General features: G+C 58.7%; 14 protein-coding genes and 4 pseudogenes. 7 read left to right on the top strand and 11 right to left on the bottom strand.

The window, feature by feature from the left end; all coding sequences use genetic code 11:
- Positions 1-13: 13 nt before the first annotated feature.
- The 7 genes from RTCIAT899_RS19850 to msuE all read right to left on the bottom strand — a co-directional run bounded on the left by RTCIAT899_RS19850 (position 14) and on the right by msuE (position 7,020).
- Positions 14-808: an ABC transporter ATP-binding protein gene (locus RTCIAT899_RS19850; RefSeq protein ID WP_004119942.1), complete on the bottom strand. Its 795-nt coding sequence runs from the start codon at positions 806-808 to the stop codon at positions 14-16.
- An 89-nt stretch (positions 809-897) separates the two neighbouring features.
- Positions 898-2,232 carry an ABC transporter substrate-binding protein gene (locus RTCIAT899_RS19845; protein WP_004119939.1) on the bottom strand — a complete coding sequence of 445 codons (1,335 nt, stop codon included), beginning with the start codon at positions 2,230-2,232 and terminating at the stop codon, positions 898-900.
- 96 nt (positions 2,233-2,328) lie between these two features.
- The gene (locus RTCIAT899_RS19840) at positions 2,329-3,372 is read right to left on the bottom strand and encodes a branched-chain amino acid ABC transporter permease (protein WP_004119936.1); all 1,044 of its coding nucleotides are present in this window, start codon (positions 3,370-3,372) and stop codon (positions 2,329-2,331) included.
- 1 nt (position 3,373) lies between these two features.
- The gene (locus RTCIAT899_RS19835; protein WP_004119933.1) at positions 3,374-4,270 is read right to left on the bottom strand and encodes a branched-chain amino acid ABC transporter permease; all 897 of its coding nucleotides are present in this window, start codon (positions 4,268-4,270) and stop codon (positions 3,374-3,376) included.
- Entirely contained in the window at positions 4,270-5,181 is a 912-nt protein-coding gene (locus tag RTCIAT899_RS19830; protein ID WP_004119930.1) for an ABC transporter ATP-binding protein, read from the bottom strand. The genes RTCIAT899_RS19835 and RTCIAT899_RS19830 overlap by 1 nt, the downstream gene beginning before the upstream one ends.
- Positions 5,182-5,303: 122 nt before the next feature.
- The gene (gene sfnG, locus RTCIAT899_RS19825; RefSeq protein WP_004119927.1) at positions 5,304-6,413 is read right to left on the bottom strand and encodes a dimethylsulfone monooxygenase SfnG; all 1,110 of its coding nucleotides are present in this window, start codon (positions 6,411-6,413) and stop codon (positions 5,304-5,306) included.
- A gap of 31 nt (positions 6,414-6,444) precedes the next feature.
- Positions 6,445-7,020 (bottom strand): FMN reductase, encoded by a 576-nt coding sequence (gene msuE / locus RTCIAT899_RS19820; protein ID WP_028755187.1) that lies wholly within the window; start codon positions 7,018-7,020, stop codon positions 6,445-6,447.
- A gap of 1,038 nt (positions 7,021-8,058) precedes the next feature.
- Here msuE and RTCIAT899_RS19815 point away from each other — a divergent pair.
- Complete coding sequence (locus tag RTCIAT899_RS19815) at positions 8,059-9,108, top strand: class I SAM-dependent methyltransferase (RefSeq protein ID WP_004119923.1); 1,050 nt, start codon at positions 8,059-8,061, stop codon at positions 9,106-9,108.
- Positions 9,109-9,539: 431 nt separating this feature from the next.
- Here RTCIAT899_RS19815 and RTCIAT899_RS19810 read toward each other — a convergent pair whose 3' ends face one another.
- From RTCIAT899_RS19810 to RTCIAT899_RS19795, 3 genes and pseudogenes are all read right to left on the bottom strand, one after another.
- Complete coding sequence (locus tag RTCIAT899_RS19810; RefSeq protein WP_004119921.1) at positions 9,540-9,941, bottom strand: twin-arginine translocation signal domain-containing protein; 402 nt, start codon at positions 9,939-9,941, stop codon at positions 9,540-9,542.
- 325 nt (positions 9,942-10,266) lie between these two features.
- Positions 10,267-11,684 (bottom strand): annotated as a pseudogene (locus tag RTCIAT899_RS32145) (M10 family metallopeptidase C-terminal domain-containing protein); the annotation flags it as partial.
- Between the two features lie 386 nt (positions 11,685-12,070).
- Positions 12,071-12,499 (bottom strand): annotated as a pseudogene (locus RTCIAT899_RS19795) (beta-barrel domain-containing protein); the annotation flags it as partial.
- A 1-nt stretch (position 12,500) separates the two neighbouring features.
- Here RTCIAT899_RS19795 and RTCIAT899_RS31690 point away from each other — a divergent pair.
- Entirely contained in the window at positions 12,501-13,181 is a 681-nt protein-coding gene (locus RTCIAT899_RS31690; RefSeq protein WP_004119915.1) for an argininosuccinate synthase domain-containing protein, read from the top strand.
- 3 nt (positions 13,182-13,184) lie between these two features.
- Here the strand turns inward: RTCIAT899_RS31690 and RTCIAT899_RS19785 are convergent.
- A pseudogene (locus RTCIAT899_RS19785) lies at positions 13,185-14,330 on the bottom strand (ISAs1 family transposase).
- Between the two features lie 519 nt (positions 14,331-14,849).
- Between RTCIAT899_RS19785 and RTCIAT899_RS19780 the strand changes: the two are divergent.
- The 5 genes and pseudogenes from RTCIAT899_RS19780 (at position 14,850) to arsK (ending at position 17,954) form a co-directional block, all read left to right on the top strand.
- Positions 14,850-15,128 carry a hypothetical protein gene (locus RTCIAT899_RS19780; protein WP_004119911.1) on the top strand — a complete coding sequence of 93 codons (279 nt, stop codon included), beginning with the start codon at positions 14,850-14,852 and terminating at the stop codon, positions 15,126-15,128.
- A 279-nt stretch (positions 15,129-15,407) separates the two neighbouring features.
- On the top strand, positions 15,408-15,758 hold the full coding sequence (locus RTCIAT899_RS19775; protein WP_004119910.1) for a DUF3088 domain-containing protein: 351 nt from the start codon (positions 15,408-15,410) through the stop codon (positions 15,756-15,758).
- A gap of 91 nt (positions 15,759-15,849) precedes the next feature.
- On the top strand, positions 15,850-16,065 hold the full coding sequence (locus RTCIAT899_RS19770) for a hypothetical protein (protein WP_004119909.1): 216 nt from the start codon (positions 15,850-15,852) through the stop codon (positions 16,063-16,065).
- A 450-nt stretch (positions 16,066-16,515) separates the two neighbouring features.
- A pseudogene (locus RTCIAT899_RS32135) lies at positions 16,516-16,722 on the top strand (arsenical resistance protein ArsH); the annotation flags it as partial.
- Positions 16,719-17,954 (top strand): arsenite efflux MFS transporter ArsK, encoded by a 1,236-nt coding sequence (gene arsK / locus RTCIAT899_RS19765; RefSeq protein WP_004119907.1) that lies wholly within the window; start codon positions 16,719-16,721, stop codon positions 17,952-17,954. The pseudogene RTCIAT899_RS32135 and the gene arsK, both read left to right, overlap by 4 nt.
- Positions 17,955-18,173 lie beyond the last annotated feature (219 nt).

Below are 18,173 nucleotides of genomic sequence, written 5' to 3'. Positions count from 1 at the left end.
CGATGGCGGCCGATCAGGCCTGTGGGAGGCTTGTTGTGGCGGGTATGGATGCCGGTGTGGATTTCTGACCGAGATAAAATGCCTTGACGTCGTCGCGTCCGCGCAACTCGGCCGCATCTCCCGAAAGCACTGCAGCGCCGTTTTCGAGGACTGTCGCGCGGTCGGCATAACGCAGGGCGATCGCCGAATTCTGTTCGGCAACGAGAATGGAAAGACCGCCTTCAACATTCAGCCGCCGCAACGTCCGGAAAATGTCCTGCACGACGATCGGCGCCAGCCCCATGGACGGTTCGTCGAGCACCAAAAGCTTTGGACGCGACATCAGCGCACGGCCGATCGCCGCCATTTGCTGTTCACCGCCCGAGGTAAGACCGGCCAGCGCGCGGCGCTTCTCCTTTAGTCGGGGAAAAATCGTGTATATTCTCTCCAGATCGGCGGCGATCTCGGAGCGCGAGCCGCTCCGTCCAAGGCCGCCGGAAACGAGATTTTCCTCGATGGTCAAATTGCGGAAGCAATGCCGGCCCTCAAGGACCTGCACGAGGCCGGCGCGCACCAATTCGGCCGGCGTTGCAGTGGTGACGTCGCGGCCCTCGTACAGGACGCCGCCGGCGGTAATCTCGCCGCGCTCGGCTGGAAGCAGGTTCGAAATCGCCTTGAGCGTCGTCGTCTTGCCGGCGCCATTGGCACCCAGCAGCGCCAGAATCTCGCCGCGGCGCAGTGTGAAGCTGACACCGTGAAGCGCCGTGATTGCTCCATTGTAGGTCGCTTTGATCCCGTCCACGCTCAGCAGAACGTCTTTTCCAGCCATGGTCCACCCAATCTCAGTGTGGTTTCGTATGCGAGCCGGGCACCGGCAGACAGCAGCAGGACCGCGCTGCCGATGCCCAGCCACCGGGCTCAGTTCGTCACGGCCTGTGCGTCTTCGGACGTGCGCAACTTGATGCCCTTTTCCTTGGCGTAGGCTTCCGAGGATTTCTCGATGATCGGCCGGAGCAGTGCCCAGTCCGGCGCAATCCAATCGGAGACGACGTTCCACTTCTTGCCGTCCCACTGCTGGAAGGTCACGTAGCCGTTGCCCTCGTGATTGTCCCAGGTGACGTTTATGGAATGGAACAGGCCCTTGGCGCCGAGCGCCTCGACGCGAGCCGGATCAAGCTGCAGGTGCTCGAAGCCCCAGCGGACCTCGTCGCCCGTCAGAGTCCGATGTCCGAACTTTTCCTGGGCAATACGGATCGCCTCGACGTTCAGGATACCGTTGACGATACCGAGATTATGATAGACGGAGCCGATGCGCTTCTTGTCTTCCAGATTGCCCTTGCCGTTGTCATAGAGCGTCTTCACGATCTCCTGGACGATCGGATATTCCGTGCCGGAGGCTTGGGTCGTGATGGCGGTATATCCCTTCGCGGCGTCGCCGGCCGGGATCACGTCCTCTTCCGAGTTCGACCAGACATTGCCGATGATATGGTCGGCAGGAAAGCCGGTCTTGGCCGCGGTTTTCAGGGCGACCGGGTTCATGACACCCCAGCCGCGCAGGACGACGTAATCCGGCTTGGCGCGGCGGATCGTCAGCCATTGCGCCTGTTGCTCATTGCCGGGATGCGGCACCTCGATCTGCTGCAGTTCGAAGCCATATTTCTGCGACAAGAGTTCATAGATCGGGATCGTTTCCTTGCCGTAGGGCGAGCCGTGATACAGCACGACGATCTTCTTGCCCTTCAGCTTGTCGAGACCGCCGAGCTTCGAGGCGATGTAGTTCACGATGCCCGAGGTCTCGCTATAGGGATTGAGCAGCAGCGGAAAGACATAGGGGAAAACGCGGCCATCAGTGGAATCCGTGCGACCATGGTTGATGGTGATCAACGGCACCTTGTCCTGCGTGATGCGGTCGATCATGGCATAGGCGATACCGACGGAAAGCGGGTTCCAGGCGGCAATATTCGGATTGCTCTTGAGACGCTCGTAGGCCTCGACGCCGCGTTCAACCTCGTATTGCGTTTCCGCTTCCGACCAGGTGAGCTTGACGCCGTTGACGCCGCCATTCCGCGTGTTGATGAGGTTCAGATAATCGATAAAACCACCGAAGAAACCTGTGCCGCCGGCCGCATAGGGCCCGACGCGATAGCTCTGCAGCGGGAAATATTGTTCATCGGCATGGGCGGCCGGTATCGCGGCCGAGACGGCTAGTCCAGCCGCAATGACAGCGGCCTTCAATTTCGCAAGCATGGTCATGTTTGGATACACTCCGGGTATTGTCCGGTGTGATGGCCGGAACTGGGTTGAATGAGCGATGGGTTTGATGTTTGCGGAGCTTGTGCCCCGGCTTGGTCAGGCCGGCCTGTCGATGGCAGAGCCCAACCGCCTTCGGATCTTGCCCCAAAGCGAGGAAAGCCCGTCCGGTTCCAGGATCAGAAACAGAATGATCAAGGCGCCGAGCACGATGCGCTGGCTCATGTCGAGCACGCCGGAATCGAAAACATCACCGAGCAGGAACGAGCCCAATCGAGATAGCACGAGCGGGAAGACGACGATCAGGGCGGCGCCGAGAAAGGCGCCCCGCGTCGAGGCAAGCCCGCCGATGATGATGATGAAAAGGATTTGGAACGATCGGTCGAGATTGAAGCCGGCCGGCTCGACGGTCCTCAGGTAAGCAAAGGCCCAAAGCGCTCCCGCAACCGCGATGATGAAAGAGGAGATCGCAAAGGCCAGCAACTTGGTTCTCAGTACGGGCACGCCGATGATGCGCGCCGCGATCTCATTGTCCCGAACGGCGATGAAGTTGCGCCCGGTTTGAGAGGTCGTCAGCCGATGCGCCAGGAAGGTCAGCACCACCACGATCGTAAGTGAAAAGAGATAGCGACCTGCCGGGCCCGTAAACTCGACGCCCGCAAGCGTCAGAGGCGGCGCATCAATGACCCCGGAGGCAGAGTCGTTTGAAAACCAGCTAAACTTGGTGAGAGCCCACTGCACGAAGAACTGCGCGGCGAGCGTCGACACCGCAAGATAAAAGCCCTTCAATCTGAGGCTCGGCAGGCCGAAGACGATGCCGATCACCGCCGCCATAAGGCCGGCCAGCAGGATGCTGACGATCAACGGCAGGCCATCGACGCGCAGATTGAAATTGTAAGCAGCAAAGGCACCGACGGCCATGAAGGCGGCGCTTCCGAGCGAGACCTGGCCTGCATAGCCGGTAAGCAGATTCAGCCCGACGCCGGCAAGGCTGAGCGCCAGGAACGGCAAAAGGATCGCCTCGAACAAATAGGTCGAACCGACAAAGGGAACCACGAGATAGGCGCCGGCAAGGATGGCAATCGGCGTCATCCAGCGGCTGAAAAGCCGTGTGGGATGATGATCGGTGGTAACGACGGCCATATCAGACCCTTTCCACGAGCTTTTGCCCAAACAGGCCGGAGGGGCGGATGAGCAGGAAGGCGAGTGCTGCGACATAGGCAATCCAACCTTCGATGCCGCCGCCGAAATATTCGCCGATATAGACTTCCGCGAGCTTCTCTGTCGCGCCGATTAGCAGGCCGCCGACGATCGCACCCAGAATGGAATCAAAGCCGCCAAGCACGAGAACGGGCAGCGCTTTCAGCACCACCAGCGACAGGGAGAACTGCACGCCGAGCCGCGCGCCCCATAGCAGGCCAGCCACCAGCGCCACGACACCGGCAGCCGCCCAGACCGTTGCCCAAATCCAGGGCAGTTTCAGTCCGACTGCAAGCGCAGCGAACTGATCGTCCGCTACAGCCCGGCATGCCAGCCCAATTCGGGTGTAGCGGAAGAAGGCGGACAGCGCCGCCACCATCGCAGCAGCGACTGCCGCCGCAAAAAGATCGAACTGGCTGATGAACACGCCGCCAATGTCGAATGGAACATCCTCGATCCCGAGCTCCAGACCGTGGACCTGCGTGCCCCAGATGAGTTGAGCCGCCCCCTCGATGATATAGGAGAGCCCGAGCGTCGCCATGAAAAGCGTAATCGGCGGCTTGTTGGTCAATGGTCGCAGCACGGTACGCTCGATGGCAATGCCGATCAGCACCATGACAGCGAATGTAATGACGAGCGCCAAGGCAAAGGGAACGCCACGCTCAAGAAGGCTGACAAAGGTCAGCGCGGCAAACAGCAACATTGCCCCTTGAGCGAAATTAAGCACGCCCGACGTCTTGTAGATCAGCACGAAACCGATTGCGACGAGCGAATACATAACGCCCGACAGCAGGCCGCCAACCAGCACTTCGATCAGAAACGGCCAGTCGAAATCTGCCATCAGATGCCCTCCCCATCCTCGTTTTCCGCAACGACGCCGAGATAGGCGTCGATGACGCGCTCGTCGGCACGAATTTCGTCCGGGCTGCCGTCGGCGATCTTGCGGCCGTAATCGAGGACCGCGATCCGGTCGGAAAGCTGCATGACCACGCCGATATCGTGTTCGATGAGGATCACCGTCGTGTCATACAGATCTCGGGCAGACCGGATGACGTCGGCCATGTCGTTCTTTTCGCTCGCCGTCATCCCCGCCATAGGCTCGTCTAGAAGCAGGATCTTCGGTTCCGCCACCAGGGCGCGGGCGAGCTCGACGCGTTTTTGCAGTCCGTAGGGCAGCGTGCCTACGAGACGATGGCTGACCTGGCCCAGATGCAGGAACTCGAGAATACGGGCCGCCCGCTCGCGTGCATCCGCCTCTTCGCGGCGCGCGCGGCCAAGCCCGAGGATCTGTTCGGCAAAGGTCGAGCACACGGTATAGGCTCGACCGGCGATGACGTTATCAGTGACACTCAAGCCCTTGAACAAGGCGAGGTTCTGGAACGTGCGCGCAACGCCAAGCGATGCCAATCGCTCCGTCGGCACATGACGATAGGTGTTGGAGCCGATACGAACATGGCCATGGTTCGAGCGATAGACACCGCTGATGACGTTGATCAGCGAACTCTTGCCTGCGCCATTTGGACCGATAATCGCCCGGATCTCCCCCGGCTCAACAGAAAGGTCTACATTGACCAAGGCAGCGACGCCACCGAATGACAGGCTGATGCCATGCAAAGAGAGAGCATGGGTCTCTTCGTCATGCTGCGGGATGCCGCCGGTCTTGCCCGGTGGCAACGCGCGGGCAATCTGGTCGCCGGAGTCCCGCAGCGTACCGGGATCCAGCACGTCAAGGGAATAGGTCGCGGCAGGCATTCAGTGTCCTCCATTCGGCTCGGGCGCGGCTTGAACATGGCACGCCAATCCCGTCGGCGTGGACCAATCGGCCCACGCACCCATCATGTTTCACTTTACGAGGTATTTTGCTGCAGCGAGGCCTATTCGGCCGCCACTGGCTGCGTGCTGGCGGCCTCTTCGAGCTCACGAACCAGCGGAATCACATGCTTGCCGAAATACTCGACCTCCTCCTGGAAATGCAGGAAGCCCAGCAGAATCAGATCCGCACCCGCCTGCTTCAGCGCCACAACCCGCTCGGCAACCTGCCGTGGCGTGCCGATGAGGTTCGAGCGGAAGCCATCATTATATTGAACGAGGTCTTCGAAAGAAGATTTCGCCCAGTTTCCTTCGCCTTCCGGCGACGCCTTGCCGGCGTTCTTAACTTCATGCCCGAAAGCATTGACCGCCTCGGGATTGGCCTTCTCGATGATCTCGGCAAGCACTGCCTTGGCTTCTTCCTCGGTTTCGCGCACGATTGCGAAGGCGTTCACCCCGATCCGCACTGAATGGCCATTCTCCTTGGCCTTCGATTGGATGTCGTCAACCTGCTTGCGGATCTCGGCCGGCGTATTGCCGTTGGTGAAGTACCAGTCCGACACACGCGCCGCCATGTCGCGAGCTGCGCGTGAGGAGCCGCCCTGGAAGATTTCCGGCTGCGGATCGATCGGCTTCGGCTTCAGCGAATAATTGTTGAAGCGATAGAAATCGCCGCGGAAGGTGAAATTATCCTCGGTCCAGATACCGCGAAGCGCACGGATGAACTCCTCCGAGCGGCGATAGCGCTCGTCATGATCAAGCCAGTGCTCGCCAATGGCGGCAAATTCACCGCGGAACCAGCCGCTGACAATATTGACTGCGACGCGCCCGTTGGTCAGGTGATTGATGGTGGCAATCTGCTTGGCGGCAACGGCCGGATTCCAAGGACCAGGCAGGATCGCTGCGATCACCTTCAATGTCGTCGTCGATTCAAGAAGGGCCTGACTGAACGAAACGGACTCATGCTGAAATTCCGCTCCATAGCCTGCCGTGAAACGGATCTGGCTTAGGGCATAGTCGAAACCGCTCGCTTCGGCGATCTGCGCAAGCTTTCTGTTGTATTCGATCGTCCAGCTTGTGCGCTGTTCGATATTCGAAATCACCAGTCCTCCCGAGACATTCGGCACCCAATAGGCAAATTTGACCGGATCGTTTGAGGCATTGGAAAAAGTCATGTAAGGCTCCCTCTGGAATTTCGTTCTATGGCTAAGCTGCCAATCCGCTGTGTTTTGCCGAGGCCGCGATCGCTCCGATGTCGAGCGCCGGCGTGATTTCAGAAACCTCTTCGACGGCTCGATCCACGCGCTCGAGGACGGCAGGATTCCTGAGCTCGTGATCGGTAAAGTCGGCCTCAAGCGCATAGATCGAGGTCGGGACGGTCAGCGCATTGAAGAAGCCGAAGAGCGGCCGCAATTGGTGCTCAAGCATCAGGCCATGCAACGGCGTGCCGCCGGTTGCGGCGAGGACGACGCGCTTGCCCGTCAGCGCTCGATGATCGACAAGGTCAAACAGATGCTTCAGCGCGCCGCTGTAGGACGCCCGATAAACGGGTGATCCGGCGATGATGATATCGGCTCCTTCCACCGCGGCAATGACCGCCCTGCCCTCGGTATCGAGCTGATCAGCTCTGAGCGCCCGAAAGAGCACCGGTGCTGCATCGACAAGCTCGATGCACTGCACGTGGCCACCAACGCGCTGCCGCAGGCGATCGGCGGCGACCTTCACCAAGGACGCCGTGCGGGACGGTCTTTTGACATTGCCACTCAGCGCGAGGATGTTCATGATGACCACGAGTCCCGATTGATTAGATAATTTACCCTATATATTTAGTAGCTTTTAGAAAGGCGAAGATGTTCTAATCTTCCGAGCAAAATGGATTGAATTACTGTTTTGAGCGATGGCTTATCGGAAGAATTTTCTCAAACGCAATCTGTCGTGCATGGCACGATGGGTGCTGAAGAACTGACGCCGAAGTGCGGGGACTGATCGACATACGAGCTCTGAGGGCAGTCATTTTCTTAAGCGCCTTACAAACTTTATATTGGCCGTTGATCGCCCGGCGTCCAACCCAGTGCACGCGTTGGGGAGGCCGATGGGGATTATGGCTGGTCGCCCCAGTGAGCGAAATCGCAACCAGCCTGTCCGTCTGCACCTTTGAATCGCGAAATCAGGTTGGGAAAGAAAAACGAATTCTTCGGCCGCTTATGATTCTAAGTTAGACATGACCTCTGGTTGTGACTGCCGCAGACATACGACAGCCTTGCGTGCGAGCAGTGATGCCGGAATTAGATCAGTGTTGGCCATTCTCAGTTCCTCGGCTTTCAGACCCGCAGCTTGCATCGAGATCCGGGCGTTCGTTAATACCGTCTTCGCCCATTTGTTGTCGCCCCTCCCAAAACTTCCTCTTCATCGTGGCACTGATCGGGGGCGGATTGCGACACGACATGTCCGCAACCCTACACCCCCCCGATGAAACATCCGCAATCTCGGACGGTTGCGGGGGCGACCTGATTGGCACGAGTAGTGCTCAGAAGAAGCCGGGGGGCTAAACCCAAGAGCGCGACGGAGGTACCATCGGCGGCATTATTCGCTGAAAACGGATGGCGATTAAACCGCCCAGTTTGCGCACCGCAAGCGTCTACGCGTTACTGTCGTGCGAGAAGGCCATGCAGTTAGAGGGATGCGCAGGTTCTAGATGAGCGTCTACGCAAAGCGTAGGCGGTGCATACATCCGAAATCGAGGGCATCGAGTTCATCTGTTTCCGACCCCTTGAACCACAAGCGGCGCATGAGGCCGCCACAAATCACGAGGAATTTCACATGACAGAAATCAACGAAACAACGCTCAATGAACTCGTGAGCCGCGTCCTTGACGACCTTGGCGGAGCGCTCAGCGTGCCGCTGGTACGGATTGGAGATGCTCTCGGGCTATACAGGACGCTGAAGGCAGTCGGGCCGGTGAAGGCCGACGAACTTGCCGATGCCTCGGGATGCGCACCTCGTTATGTGCGGGAGTGGCTGGCGGCACAGGCAGCCTCAGGTTATGTGCATCATGAGCGAGGATTGTTCTCGCTGACGCCGGAGCAGGCCTTCGTGTTTGCCGAGCCGGACAGCGCGGTCAATCTCGTTGGCGCGTTCGATATCGCTGCTGCGATGGTCGAAAACCAGCCGAAGGTGCAGTCCGCCTTCAAAACCGGCCGAGGCGTTGCCTGGGGAGATCAGGCTGGCTGCATGTTCTGCGCCGTCGCGCGACTATTCCGCCCAGGTTATATTAATTCCCTTGTGCAGGACTGGCTGCCGGCACTCCACGGTGTAATCGATAGATTGGAAACGGGCGCGAAGGTGGCGGACGTCGGATGTGGGCACGGGCTATCCACGATCCTTCTGGCGCAGGCGTTTCCCAATTCCCGCTTTGTGGGCTACGACTTCCATGCAGGCTCGATTGCCGCTGCGATCGCGCACGCCCAGGCACACGGGTTGACGAACCTGCACTTCGAGGTTGGCCGGGCGCAGGATTTCGACGGCGGAGATTTCGATTTGATCACCTGCTTCGACTGTTTGCACGACATGGGCGACCCGAAAGCCGCTGCGGCTCATATCCGAAAGGCGTTAAAAAAAGGCGGGGTCTGGATGGTGGTCGAACCAACGGCCGGAGATACCCTGGAGGAGAATATCAATCCGGTTGGACGGCTCTACTACTCAGCCTCGACGATGATCTGCGTTCCGACCTCGCTTGCCCAGGAGACAGGGCTCGCGCTCGGTGCGCAAGCTGGAGAGCGGCGATTGGCCGAGGTGATCCGCTCAGGCGGCTTCACTCATATCCGGCGTGCAGCCCAGACGCCCCTCAACATGGTGCTCGAAGCAACCTGACGAGAATGAGTGACGCATCGGTCCGGCCAGATGGGGCAGGCGCTCTGCGCGTGACGTCGGAAAGCGGGTAGCCGCCCTTGAAATTTGGTCGCGTCTGCTGGGTACAGGAGAAATCGCGCGCTTGCGATAAACTTAGGCCGGGTTCGAGTGCGATCCGGAACGCTGTCCTGCGGCTGTTTGGCGACGCCTTGTACCGGCGGACCTATGAGCAGCTCACACGCCCCTTCTGAAAGGCGGCCGAACAACCAAAGTCCCTAGCCCTTGGGTGCCCTCACCCGCAGATCGATCTCTCAACCTGGGATTTGATGGTGCGCCAGTTTGGTGGAGCAAAGCCTGCCGCTATTAGCCAGTGTCTACGCGCGAGTCAGGCGGTCACCTGTCGACATCGATTTTCGAGACGAGTTCTGTCGTCAGTCATTGGTCTTGCCCCCTTAATACATCACGATGTTGAGTGTGACGTCGACAGGCGAAGCCGCCTTGAGCTGGGTGCTCCCGCGCGCAACCAGCAGGCCATCCGCACGCTCCAAGCGCGCGACGATCTGCAGCGTTCTCGAAGCAGCCGAGCTTGCGGGCAGGGACAAGGAAAAGGCTATCGCCTTTGACCCGCCGTCGCTTCTGATGCGCGTTTCCGTGGCGCGACGTCGCGCATTATTTTGAATGGCACGGTCCTCGAGATAAATCTCAAGACGACCCTTCGGTATCACCGCGCCGCCCTCGAACGTGACCGTGCCGCGAATATCCGACGATTGAGCAGCGACTGGTCCGGCGACCGCCGCAACAGCCGCAGCCCCAACGGCCTGTAATACTGTGCGGCGGTCGGTCCGGTGCTTCATCGCACACTCTCCATGATTGCCTCGCAAGGCCCTGCGGTAGCGAGATTGCCGCTCAGCTAAGGGCTCGAAAAGATAAACCACTGCAAATGTAGTATCGGAAGGGGCGCCTGCAAGCGCCCCTCCTGGTATCGAGTTAGATGACAATGAAGTCGGCTGCCGAAAGCCTCAGATTTGGGGTCAGCTGCGCAACCTGAATGGCCGCAAGCTCTCCGCCTCCGTCGACGTCATATGACAACGCGCCGCTATCGGTGTTGTAGATGATGCGGTCGCCTGCGTTATGAGCGATGCCCTCCGCGCTCCCGTGGAACGCGCCCAAGGCGAGAGCGCCGTCTCCACCGCCGCTCTCAAAGACGAGACTGTCCAGCAGGATCATGTCGTTGATCACCCTGAAGTCCTTGATCCGCTCGACATTACCGTTCCCAAGCTCAGGCGAGAAGCGGAATGTATCCTGACCCTCGCCGCCGGTCAGCGTGTCCTCGCCAGCTCCGCCACAGAGGATGTTGCCATCGTTGCCAGGCAATTCGTCGGCGTAGATGATGTGTTCGACGTTGGCGATTTGCGGAATTTTCAGGTTCTTGGACAGGAGGATGACGGTGTCGTTCCCGCCGTTGGCCTTCTCGTGAATGACGTCGTCCGGGGAATCGACGAAATAGATATCGTCGCCGCCGTTGCCAGCCATGCGGTCGGCGCCGCCGCGGCCGTCGAGGACGTTGGCGCCGTCGTTGCCGATCAGGACATCGTCATGGCTGCTGCCGATGCCGTTCTCGACGTAATAGTCGGTCGCATCCGCGTTGTGTCCAGCGAAGATCGAAACATTGTTGCTGCAACCGTTGACGCTGGAGAAATGTCCGGCGCGCAAGTCGAGGATCGTACCCGCCGTCGAGCCGGAGAAATCGATCGTGTCGGTCCCGCCGGTATCATGGATCGCGAAGCCGATGTCATGCTGCTTGCCAGAGGAGGTCAGCTGGTAGCTACGCTGTGGGCTCCCGAAGCCGTAGATATTGTTCTCTGTGTTGAGGTCGATGTGCTGGTAGGTGCGCACTCCATTCGCGTCAACGGTTGAAAAAAGGCGGCGAATGAAGGCCTCGATGTCGGCCATAAGCGGCGTCGACGCAAACCAGAGGCTGGTTTCGCCGACAGCGTTGCTATCGAAATAGGACATGACGCTGTATTGCCACCGATCATATATCCAGGTCGCATCGTTCCGATAGGTGATCGGCTCGCGCCGTCGGGACCGCTGTAATTGTAGTCTCCAGGATGATTCAGACCGAATTGATGGCCGAATTCATGCATGAAGGCTTGGAAGACATAGCCGCCGACATCGGTCTTGTGGGCTTCCTTGTCGTCGAAACCCTGGCCGATGCTGACATGGTGACCGTTCGAATAGGCCATGCCATCGTCCTCCTCGCCAAGTTCGGGGCTGACAACCTCAATCTGGTCCGTGGTGCCGTCGAACGGCGCGTCGTCGATGATTTCGAATTTCAGGGGTGTGACAGACGCCCACATCTCTAAGGCGCCGATCGCGGCGGCCTTGTATTCCGGGTGGTTGTTGAGTTCGTAGAGATTGATCCTCACCGTTCCCGCAGCGATCTCGGGCGTCAGCCAACTGGGCAATGACCCAAGATGGTCGATAAAGGACTCATAATCCTCGCTCTTGCCATATGGGTTGTCGGGCGTCTGGTCGTTAATCCACCAGTCGTCGCTCGTCTGGCTTGGTTTTCCGGTCTGGCTTGGATGCGGCATCTTGGGATTCCTCTCTCTTCGATTGTGCGCAGTTACGGCTGTACCGTTCTGCAGGGGTCAAGACTTCCGGTACCAGTTTGGAGGACGCACAGTAGAGAAGGATTGACCTCACCATAAACCGCCCGATCGCTTAGGTTTTCTGTACCGTTGCTACTCAGAGGCCAATAACCGATGTTCATGATCCATTCGTCCTTAGCGCAGGATTTTGAACTGCTCCTGTCCTAACCCCAATTACATATGAGCCACAGCCTGCACGTGAGGCGCTGCGAACCCCCATACGCCGACGAAGCATTCCCCCGGAACGCATCGTTCTTAAAAACCGCTGCCCCGCCCGAGGCGCCCACCTCATTCGCCGATACCTACTCGCCGCTCCAGCCACGCGCTGCTCAATCCTCCCGAAACGCATGCTGCATCTGGTCGGTGAGCGGCTTTGTCAGGTAGGAGATGACGGTACGGTCGGCGATCTTGATGAAGACCTCGGCGGGCATGCCGGGGTAGAGCGAAAGGCCCTTGAGCTTGGCGAGGCTTTCCGGATCGGGGTGGATGCGCAGCGGATAATAGGTGGCCCCGGTGCGCTCATCGGTTACGAGGTCGGGAGCGACCGTCACGACCTCCGCCTCGACGTCGGGCGTGGTGCGCTGGTTAAAGGCGCTGAAGCGGATCTCGACCAACTGCCCGACGTGGATCTGGTCGATGTCACGGGTGGCCACCCGGGCTTCGACGGTCAGATCATCTGCCTCCGGTACGACGAGCATCAGCGTCTCGCCTGCCATGACGACGCCGTTGATGGTGTGGACTGCGAGCTGGTAGAGCCGCATGTGGAATCTCGTATCCACCGAGGATGGGATTCTCGCTTTTGTTCGCGGCGCATCAAAAGGGCAAGGAGCGCAATATTGGACCCAATCCCAGATAGGTCAGTTCTTTTCCTCGGGTGCTAAGCAAATTGCGGTTGTTCAGGCACCCCAGACCATCAGGACCAAAGGTTACGGTGCTGTGTCGCTCACCGCGTCGGAAATCTATCGCGTGGACTCCGATAACTTCGGCAGTCCGTATGAATGCTCGGTGATTTGCCGGCAGCAGAAGGCCGCCGCCCTCTCCAAGTTCGGACTGACTTTTGTGACGGATCGCACGTGGAGCGGGGACGAAAACCTCTGGTGCCGGGAATTTGAGTCTGGACCTTTGGACGATCCCGAGAACTTTTCTATCCCGGAAGAGGCGTTTGATTGGACCCGTAACATTGCCGCGCAGCAGCCGGTAGAGATCAAACTGGGGTTTATCGACGGAAATCTCGTGTCAATTGATGACCATGACGTTGCACTGATCGACACAATCCCGCTCCTAAATAAAACAGTTGGTAAATTCGGACACGGCCGCTTTGTCGGGCTCGAACACATTTCAACCGGTGAAAAGGTTCTCGAGGTCCGCGAGGCGCCCGCGGCGGCCATCATCATGGACGCGCTGCGGCACCTCGAAACCACGGCTCTGAATCCGGGTTAACAGTCATGCTCGGATGATTTCGGCCATGTATTGTGGGTTTCTGCCTGCTTTGTTTCGTCTGAGTTTGATACTGCGCTTGTCGTTATGGCTTCGAACCATGTTGATGGCGAAGTGTCGGACGACGGCCATGTTGGCTGGTCCATGCCCGGTTCGAGATCGGGCGGCATCCTCGTTGAAGGTGACGTCGAGTACCCAATGGAGGGAGTTCTCGATGGCCCAATGGCCACGTATGGCCTCGGCGAACTGGAGCGCGGTCATCGACCGTGAGGAGATATAGAAGCGGACCTGGCTGCTTTGCCTGGACTTTTCATAGACTTGTGCTTGCACCTTGACGATGGTGGCGATGGACGGGAAGCGGTATTCGCCGGGAAAGCGCCTGTCGCCGGAGAGCCAGTCGATTTGAGTGGAGACGGTGACCCGCCGCTCTTCGACCCGGCCATGGCCCTTGTCGACTTCGGTCACGGTTGAGGTGAGGTTTGCCGGAGCGTCGGCAAAGAAGCGCTCGATCTCACCCATCAGGCCGGGCTGATTGGCCTTGGCCGCCAGGAGGTAATCAGCGCCTGCATCGAGCACCGCCTAGGCGGTTTTGGCATTGCAGGCAATGGCGTCGATGGTCACGAGCGCGCCTTTCAGGCGATCTTTTTCGGCCAACCGTTCCAGCAGCAAGGGGATGGTGTCCTGCTCACAGCTTGTCGTTGCCACTGCCTCTTGTCCAAGAACCAGCCGTTCACGGGTGGCGAAAGCCGAGACGAGATGCAGCGCCGCCCGGCCGTTGGCCCGGTCATGACTGCCGCGCGAGGTCTTTCCGTCAATCGCCACCAGCGCCGGAGCATCGGGTCGAAGCGTCGCCGCCCAGGATATGAAGCAGTTCGAAAACAGGTCCGGATCGATCCGGTTGAGCAGAATGCGCAGCCAGCGCGAACCCGGTATGCCATGGTGATAGGGAAGAAACCGACGTAAAAACGCCAGGTTATCCTCTCCCCATTCGACGATCTCGTCAAAATCGTCGCATGCGCCGATCGTCCCGCAAACGACCAGAAGAAGCACCTCGGGTAACGGATGGGCGACCCGCCATTGCTCCCGCTCATCCTCAACGAGACTAAAATGGTCCAGCAAAACCCGCAGCCGCGGGCGATCGTCTTCAAACATGTCGGCCTCCAAATCACCGACACTCTTGAATCACACCCAAACCGTTCAGGGAAGAAACGTTAACCCGAGTTCAGAGCCGTGCCTCGAAACCGCTTCCCTTGACGTCGGATCAATCGTGTTGAAGCAAGGGCTGGAGCAAGCCTGGTCCCAGGAGGCGGTTTCAGGTGCATGGGGCAGTACTATTCACAGGATGTGCGATCGGGCCATAGCATCCGCACTCGAGGGCGTCAGCGGAAGCGTCAGCTACATAGTCGACAACACGCGCTTTCTACCTCGGTCCATCATAGCCAGCACGCCTAAATACATTACGGACCGCCACCTGTGGGAACACCAACCCGTCAGGGGTTCCGTGGAGCTGCAGCAAGGCTGCGGCGGAATAGAGCCTGGTCCGAAGGACGTGCCTGTGAAATCACGTGGCACCGATGGGAAAACAAATGAAGAACGATTTACGCCGTGCTATGCCTATTCACGGCACCTCGTTTCATAGGTGATGCAGGGATAGACAAGCAGGATGCTGTGATGCTGAAAACCGATACCCGCCAAGCGAATTGGCGCCGTGCCAATCCAGGCAAATACGATGCTCACCTTGCTGTGCAGCGAGCGGTGAAGGCAGGCGAGCTAGAAAAGCAAATATGCGAGGTTTGCGGGATCGAAGCGGTCGATGCCCATCATGATCAATACGATGAGCCTTTAAGGGTGCGGTGGTTATGCCGACGGCATCACACCCGGCTTCACCACTACGGCGAAGATATGTTTCCGATCAGGGACTTGATCACTGGCAGCGACTGCAGAAACTGACACGCAGTCCAATAACTGTCCGTACGGGGCAAAATGACCTGGTCATAAATTATCTTGGCAGGCTTTCGAACAGAGGAGATATTTCGGACAGCCTATTCGGCCTAAATTGACCCATACCGCACCTTTGCCTAATCTTTCAATTTCGTTGCGGAGGTGTGGCGAACTGGAAAAAGCCTGTCCGACAAACGGACGTTTTGCGGGCCGTGCAAGAGGCTGCCGCGCACTTGAAGATTGGCAAGCCCGCGCTCTACAATGCACTGAAATCGGAAAGGAAATGAAATGGCGAACCGCGACCGACTGTTCTTGCTGCGCCCGGGCTTTGACGATTCTGCCTATCCAGGTCAGCAGTTTTATTGCTGGCACTGCGCCCTTCTGGAGGGGGTGCTGGCCTCGTTCCCGGATTTGGCGATGAAGCTTAATGTCGAGCGCATAGAATGGCCGAGACCCAGACAAAGCGTCATCGCCCTTGTTGGAGAGCAAAACCAGTCCTTGCCCTTGCTGGTACTAGCGGAGGGAGACAGCTCGCCTCATCAAACAGGGGTTTATGAGGGGCGCATCTTCATCGCAGAGAAAGACAAGATCCTTGCCGCGCTATCGGATCGGCACTGCTTTCCGCTCCCACATCCATAACCAGTGAAAAGCGGTTCTTCACTCGTTCTCAAAAGCCGGACAGAATCACCACTTCGGTGTCGTGACGCCTAAAGGGAGAGGACATGAACGGATGAGACTGGTACGCCTGACCTTGAATGCCGCAGTCTTGGTGCTCGGCCTTGGCGCAATCTTCTTTATGATCGGCGCCACACTTGAATTTCTGAGGATCGATGTGGGCATGGCCGACGTGTTCCGTAGCACCATCTATTCATCGATTTGCACGATCCTGTTGGCATTCGCCGCCGTCTGCCTGGACAAAGCCAACCAAGCATTGTTGCGGAAATAGATGCTCTGAGGCGTGGGTGGGGCCATGGCCCCTGCTCGCGATGAGGTCTCGGAAGATAGCCAATCGGTTAAAGAGGAACCTGCTGGCAAATCACTTAGACCTGAGCCCGAGGCTGGCATACGCAGCCCCCTCCATCCATACCAATGGTCTTGCAGCGACGGTAAATGACTTGCAAATCGCGCATAATTAGGTTGATCAGGGGTTGTAGGAAAGCACTACCGGTGTGGCGGATATCCAAGTTCAACTGTGCGCATATCCTTGGTGGCAAGGCGGCCATCACTTGACGCGGAGAAAGATAATCGCGACATTTCAGAGATGACTATATTCAACCTCCTCGCTGTGAGAGTTCAGATCCGGACCGGCACCTTTGGTGCCAGTACGCGCTGCATCTGTCCTTCGCCTTGTCAGCAAGGCGGTCGACGCCGGTTGGGGCGAGCGGGAGGTTGCCGCAGCACTCGAAAGGCTTTCCAGGAATTCGATGCCAAGGGCCGGATGAAGCCATCCTCCTATTATGACCGTGTCGTCGATGTCTGCGAGGAGCTGGCAAAGTTCACCTGGCTGACGCGTGATGCGTCCGGCTACCTGACAGACCGCTACAGCGAGCGGAAAGAGGAGGCCGAAAAACTCGAACAGCGCGTGAGCCTCAAATCCATATGACGATGATCAGCACCGAACGACCGCCCGTCGCGGCTATCCTTGCCCTCGGTCTCACGCAGATCATCGGGTACGGATCGCTCTATTACAGCTTCAGCATCCTCGCACCGGGCATAGCGCGGGATCTGAAATGGTCGTCGAAATGGATTTTTGGCGCGTTGTCGGCCGGTCTCCTGATCGGCGGCTTGGCGGCCCCAGCCATGGGCAAGTGGATCGACCGCTTTGGTGCCGGTCGCGTCATGACAGCCGGCTCGGCGATTGCCGCCGCCGCCCTTGTGGCTTGTGCGTTTGCCTCTGGCAAGATTGCCTTCGTCGCCGCCCTGATCGCGCTTGAGACGGCTTCCAATCTCGTGCAGTACGGTGCGGCCTTCGCGCTTCTCGTTCAGATCAGACCAAAGGTCGCCCAGCGCAGCATTACCTACCTGACGCTGATCGCCGGCTTCGCCTCGACGATCTTCTGGCCGATCACGACGGCGCTCAACGCGCATATGTCGTGGCAGAATGTCTATCTGGTCTTCGCTGCGCTCAATGTCGCTGTCTGCCTGCCGATCCATGCGTGGCTGTCGTCCAGCGTCACCAGAAGCCGCAAGCGTGCATCGGCCGAGCCTGCAAAGCATGTCGAGCCAAGTCTCTCTCCGTCGATCCGCTCGCCAGCCTTCATGCTAATGGTAACAGGCTTTGCGCTGGAGAGCTTTGTCAATGCCGCGCTCCTCGTCCACATGGTCCCGGTTCTGTCGGGACTTGGGCTCGGAGCGATGGCGCTCATGGTAGGCACGCTGTTCGGCCCGTCGCAGGTGCTGAGCCGGTTCATCAACATGGTCTTCGGAGGCGGCCTACCGCAGCTGGTGCTGGCGCTGATCTCCGCCGTGCTGTTGCCGGCCGCGCTGGTCATCCTGATTGTCACCGCCCCCTCCGTGCCAGGCGCACTGGTGTTCGCCGTGGTCTTTGGCCTCGGCTCGGGCTTGAGCAGCATCGTGCAGGGAACCTTGCCGTTGGCGCTCTTCGGCAGTGAGGGTTACGGCCAACGACAGGGACAGGTATTGGCCATCCGTCTGGTGGTCTCGTCGACGGCGCCCTTTATCCTGGCATTCCTGATGACGAACGTCGGGGTGTTCTGGTCACTAACGGTTGCCGCCACTGTCGGCGCGATTGCCGTATTTGCGTTCGTCGCAATCAGCCGGCTGGCGCACCTGCCTGACCCTTCGCATCTCGCTCTTAACCGTGCCGAGACCTGATCTTTTCAACAGCCTTTGCGAAGGATCGAAGACAGTCCGCTCAACAGATCTCGAGATGTCCTCGACGGTGCCGCAAGGATCGCCATATCGCCAACCTCGCACGCCTTGAACCAATTCGAACTACCGACCGGAACGAAATTTTGCAAGGTACTGAAAACACATTCATTTCGCGATAAATCGAATGGCCCATGGTTTTGACGCAACGCATATTTTAGGAGG

It is taken from the genome of Rhizobium tropici CIAT 899, from assembly GCF_000330885.1.
In the GTDB taxonomy this organism is placed as follows: domain Bacteria; phylum Pseudomonadota; class Alphaproteobacteria; order Rhizobiales; family Rhizobiaceae; genus Rhizobium; species Rhizobium tropici.
The sequence above is the reverse complement of the archived record's forward strand: the minus strand, read 5'-3'. Positions and strand labels throughout refer to the sequence as shown.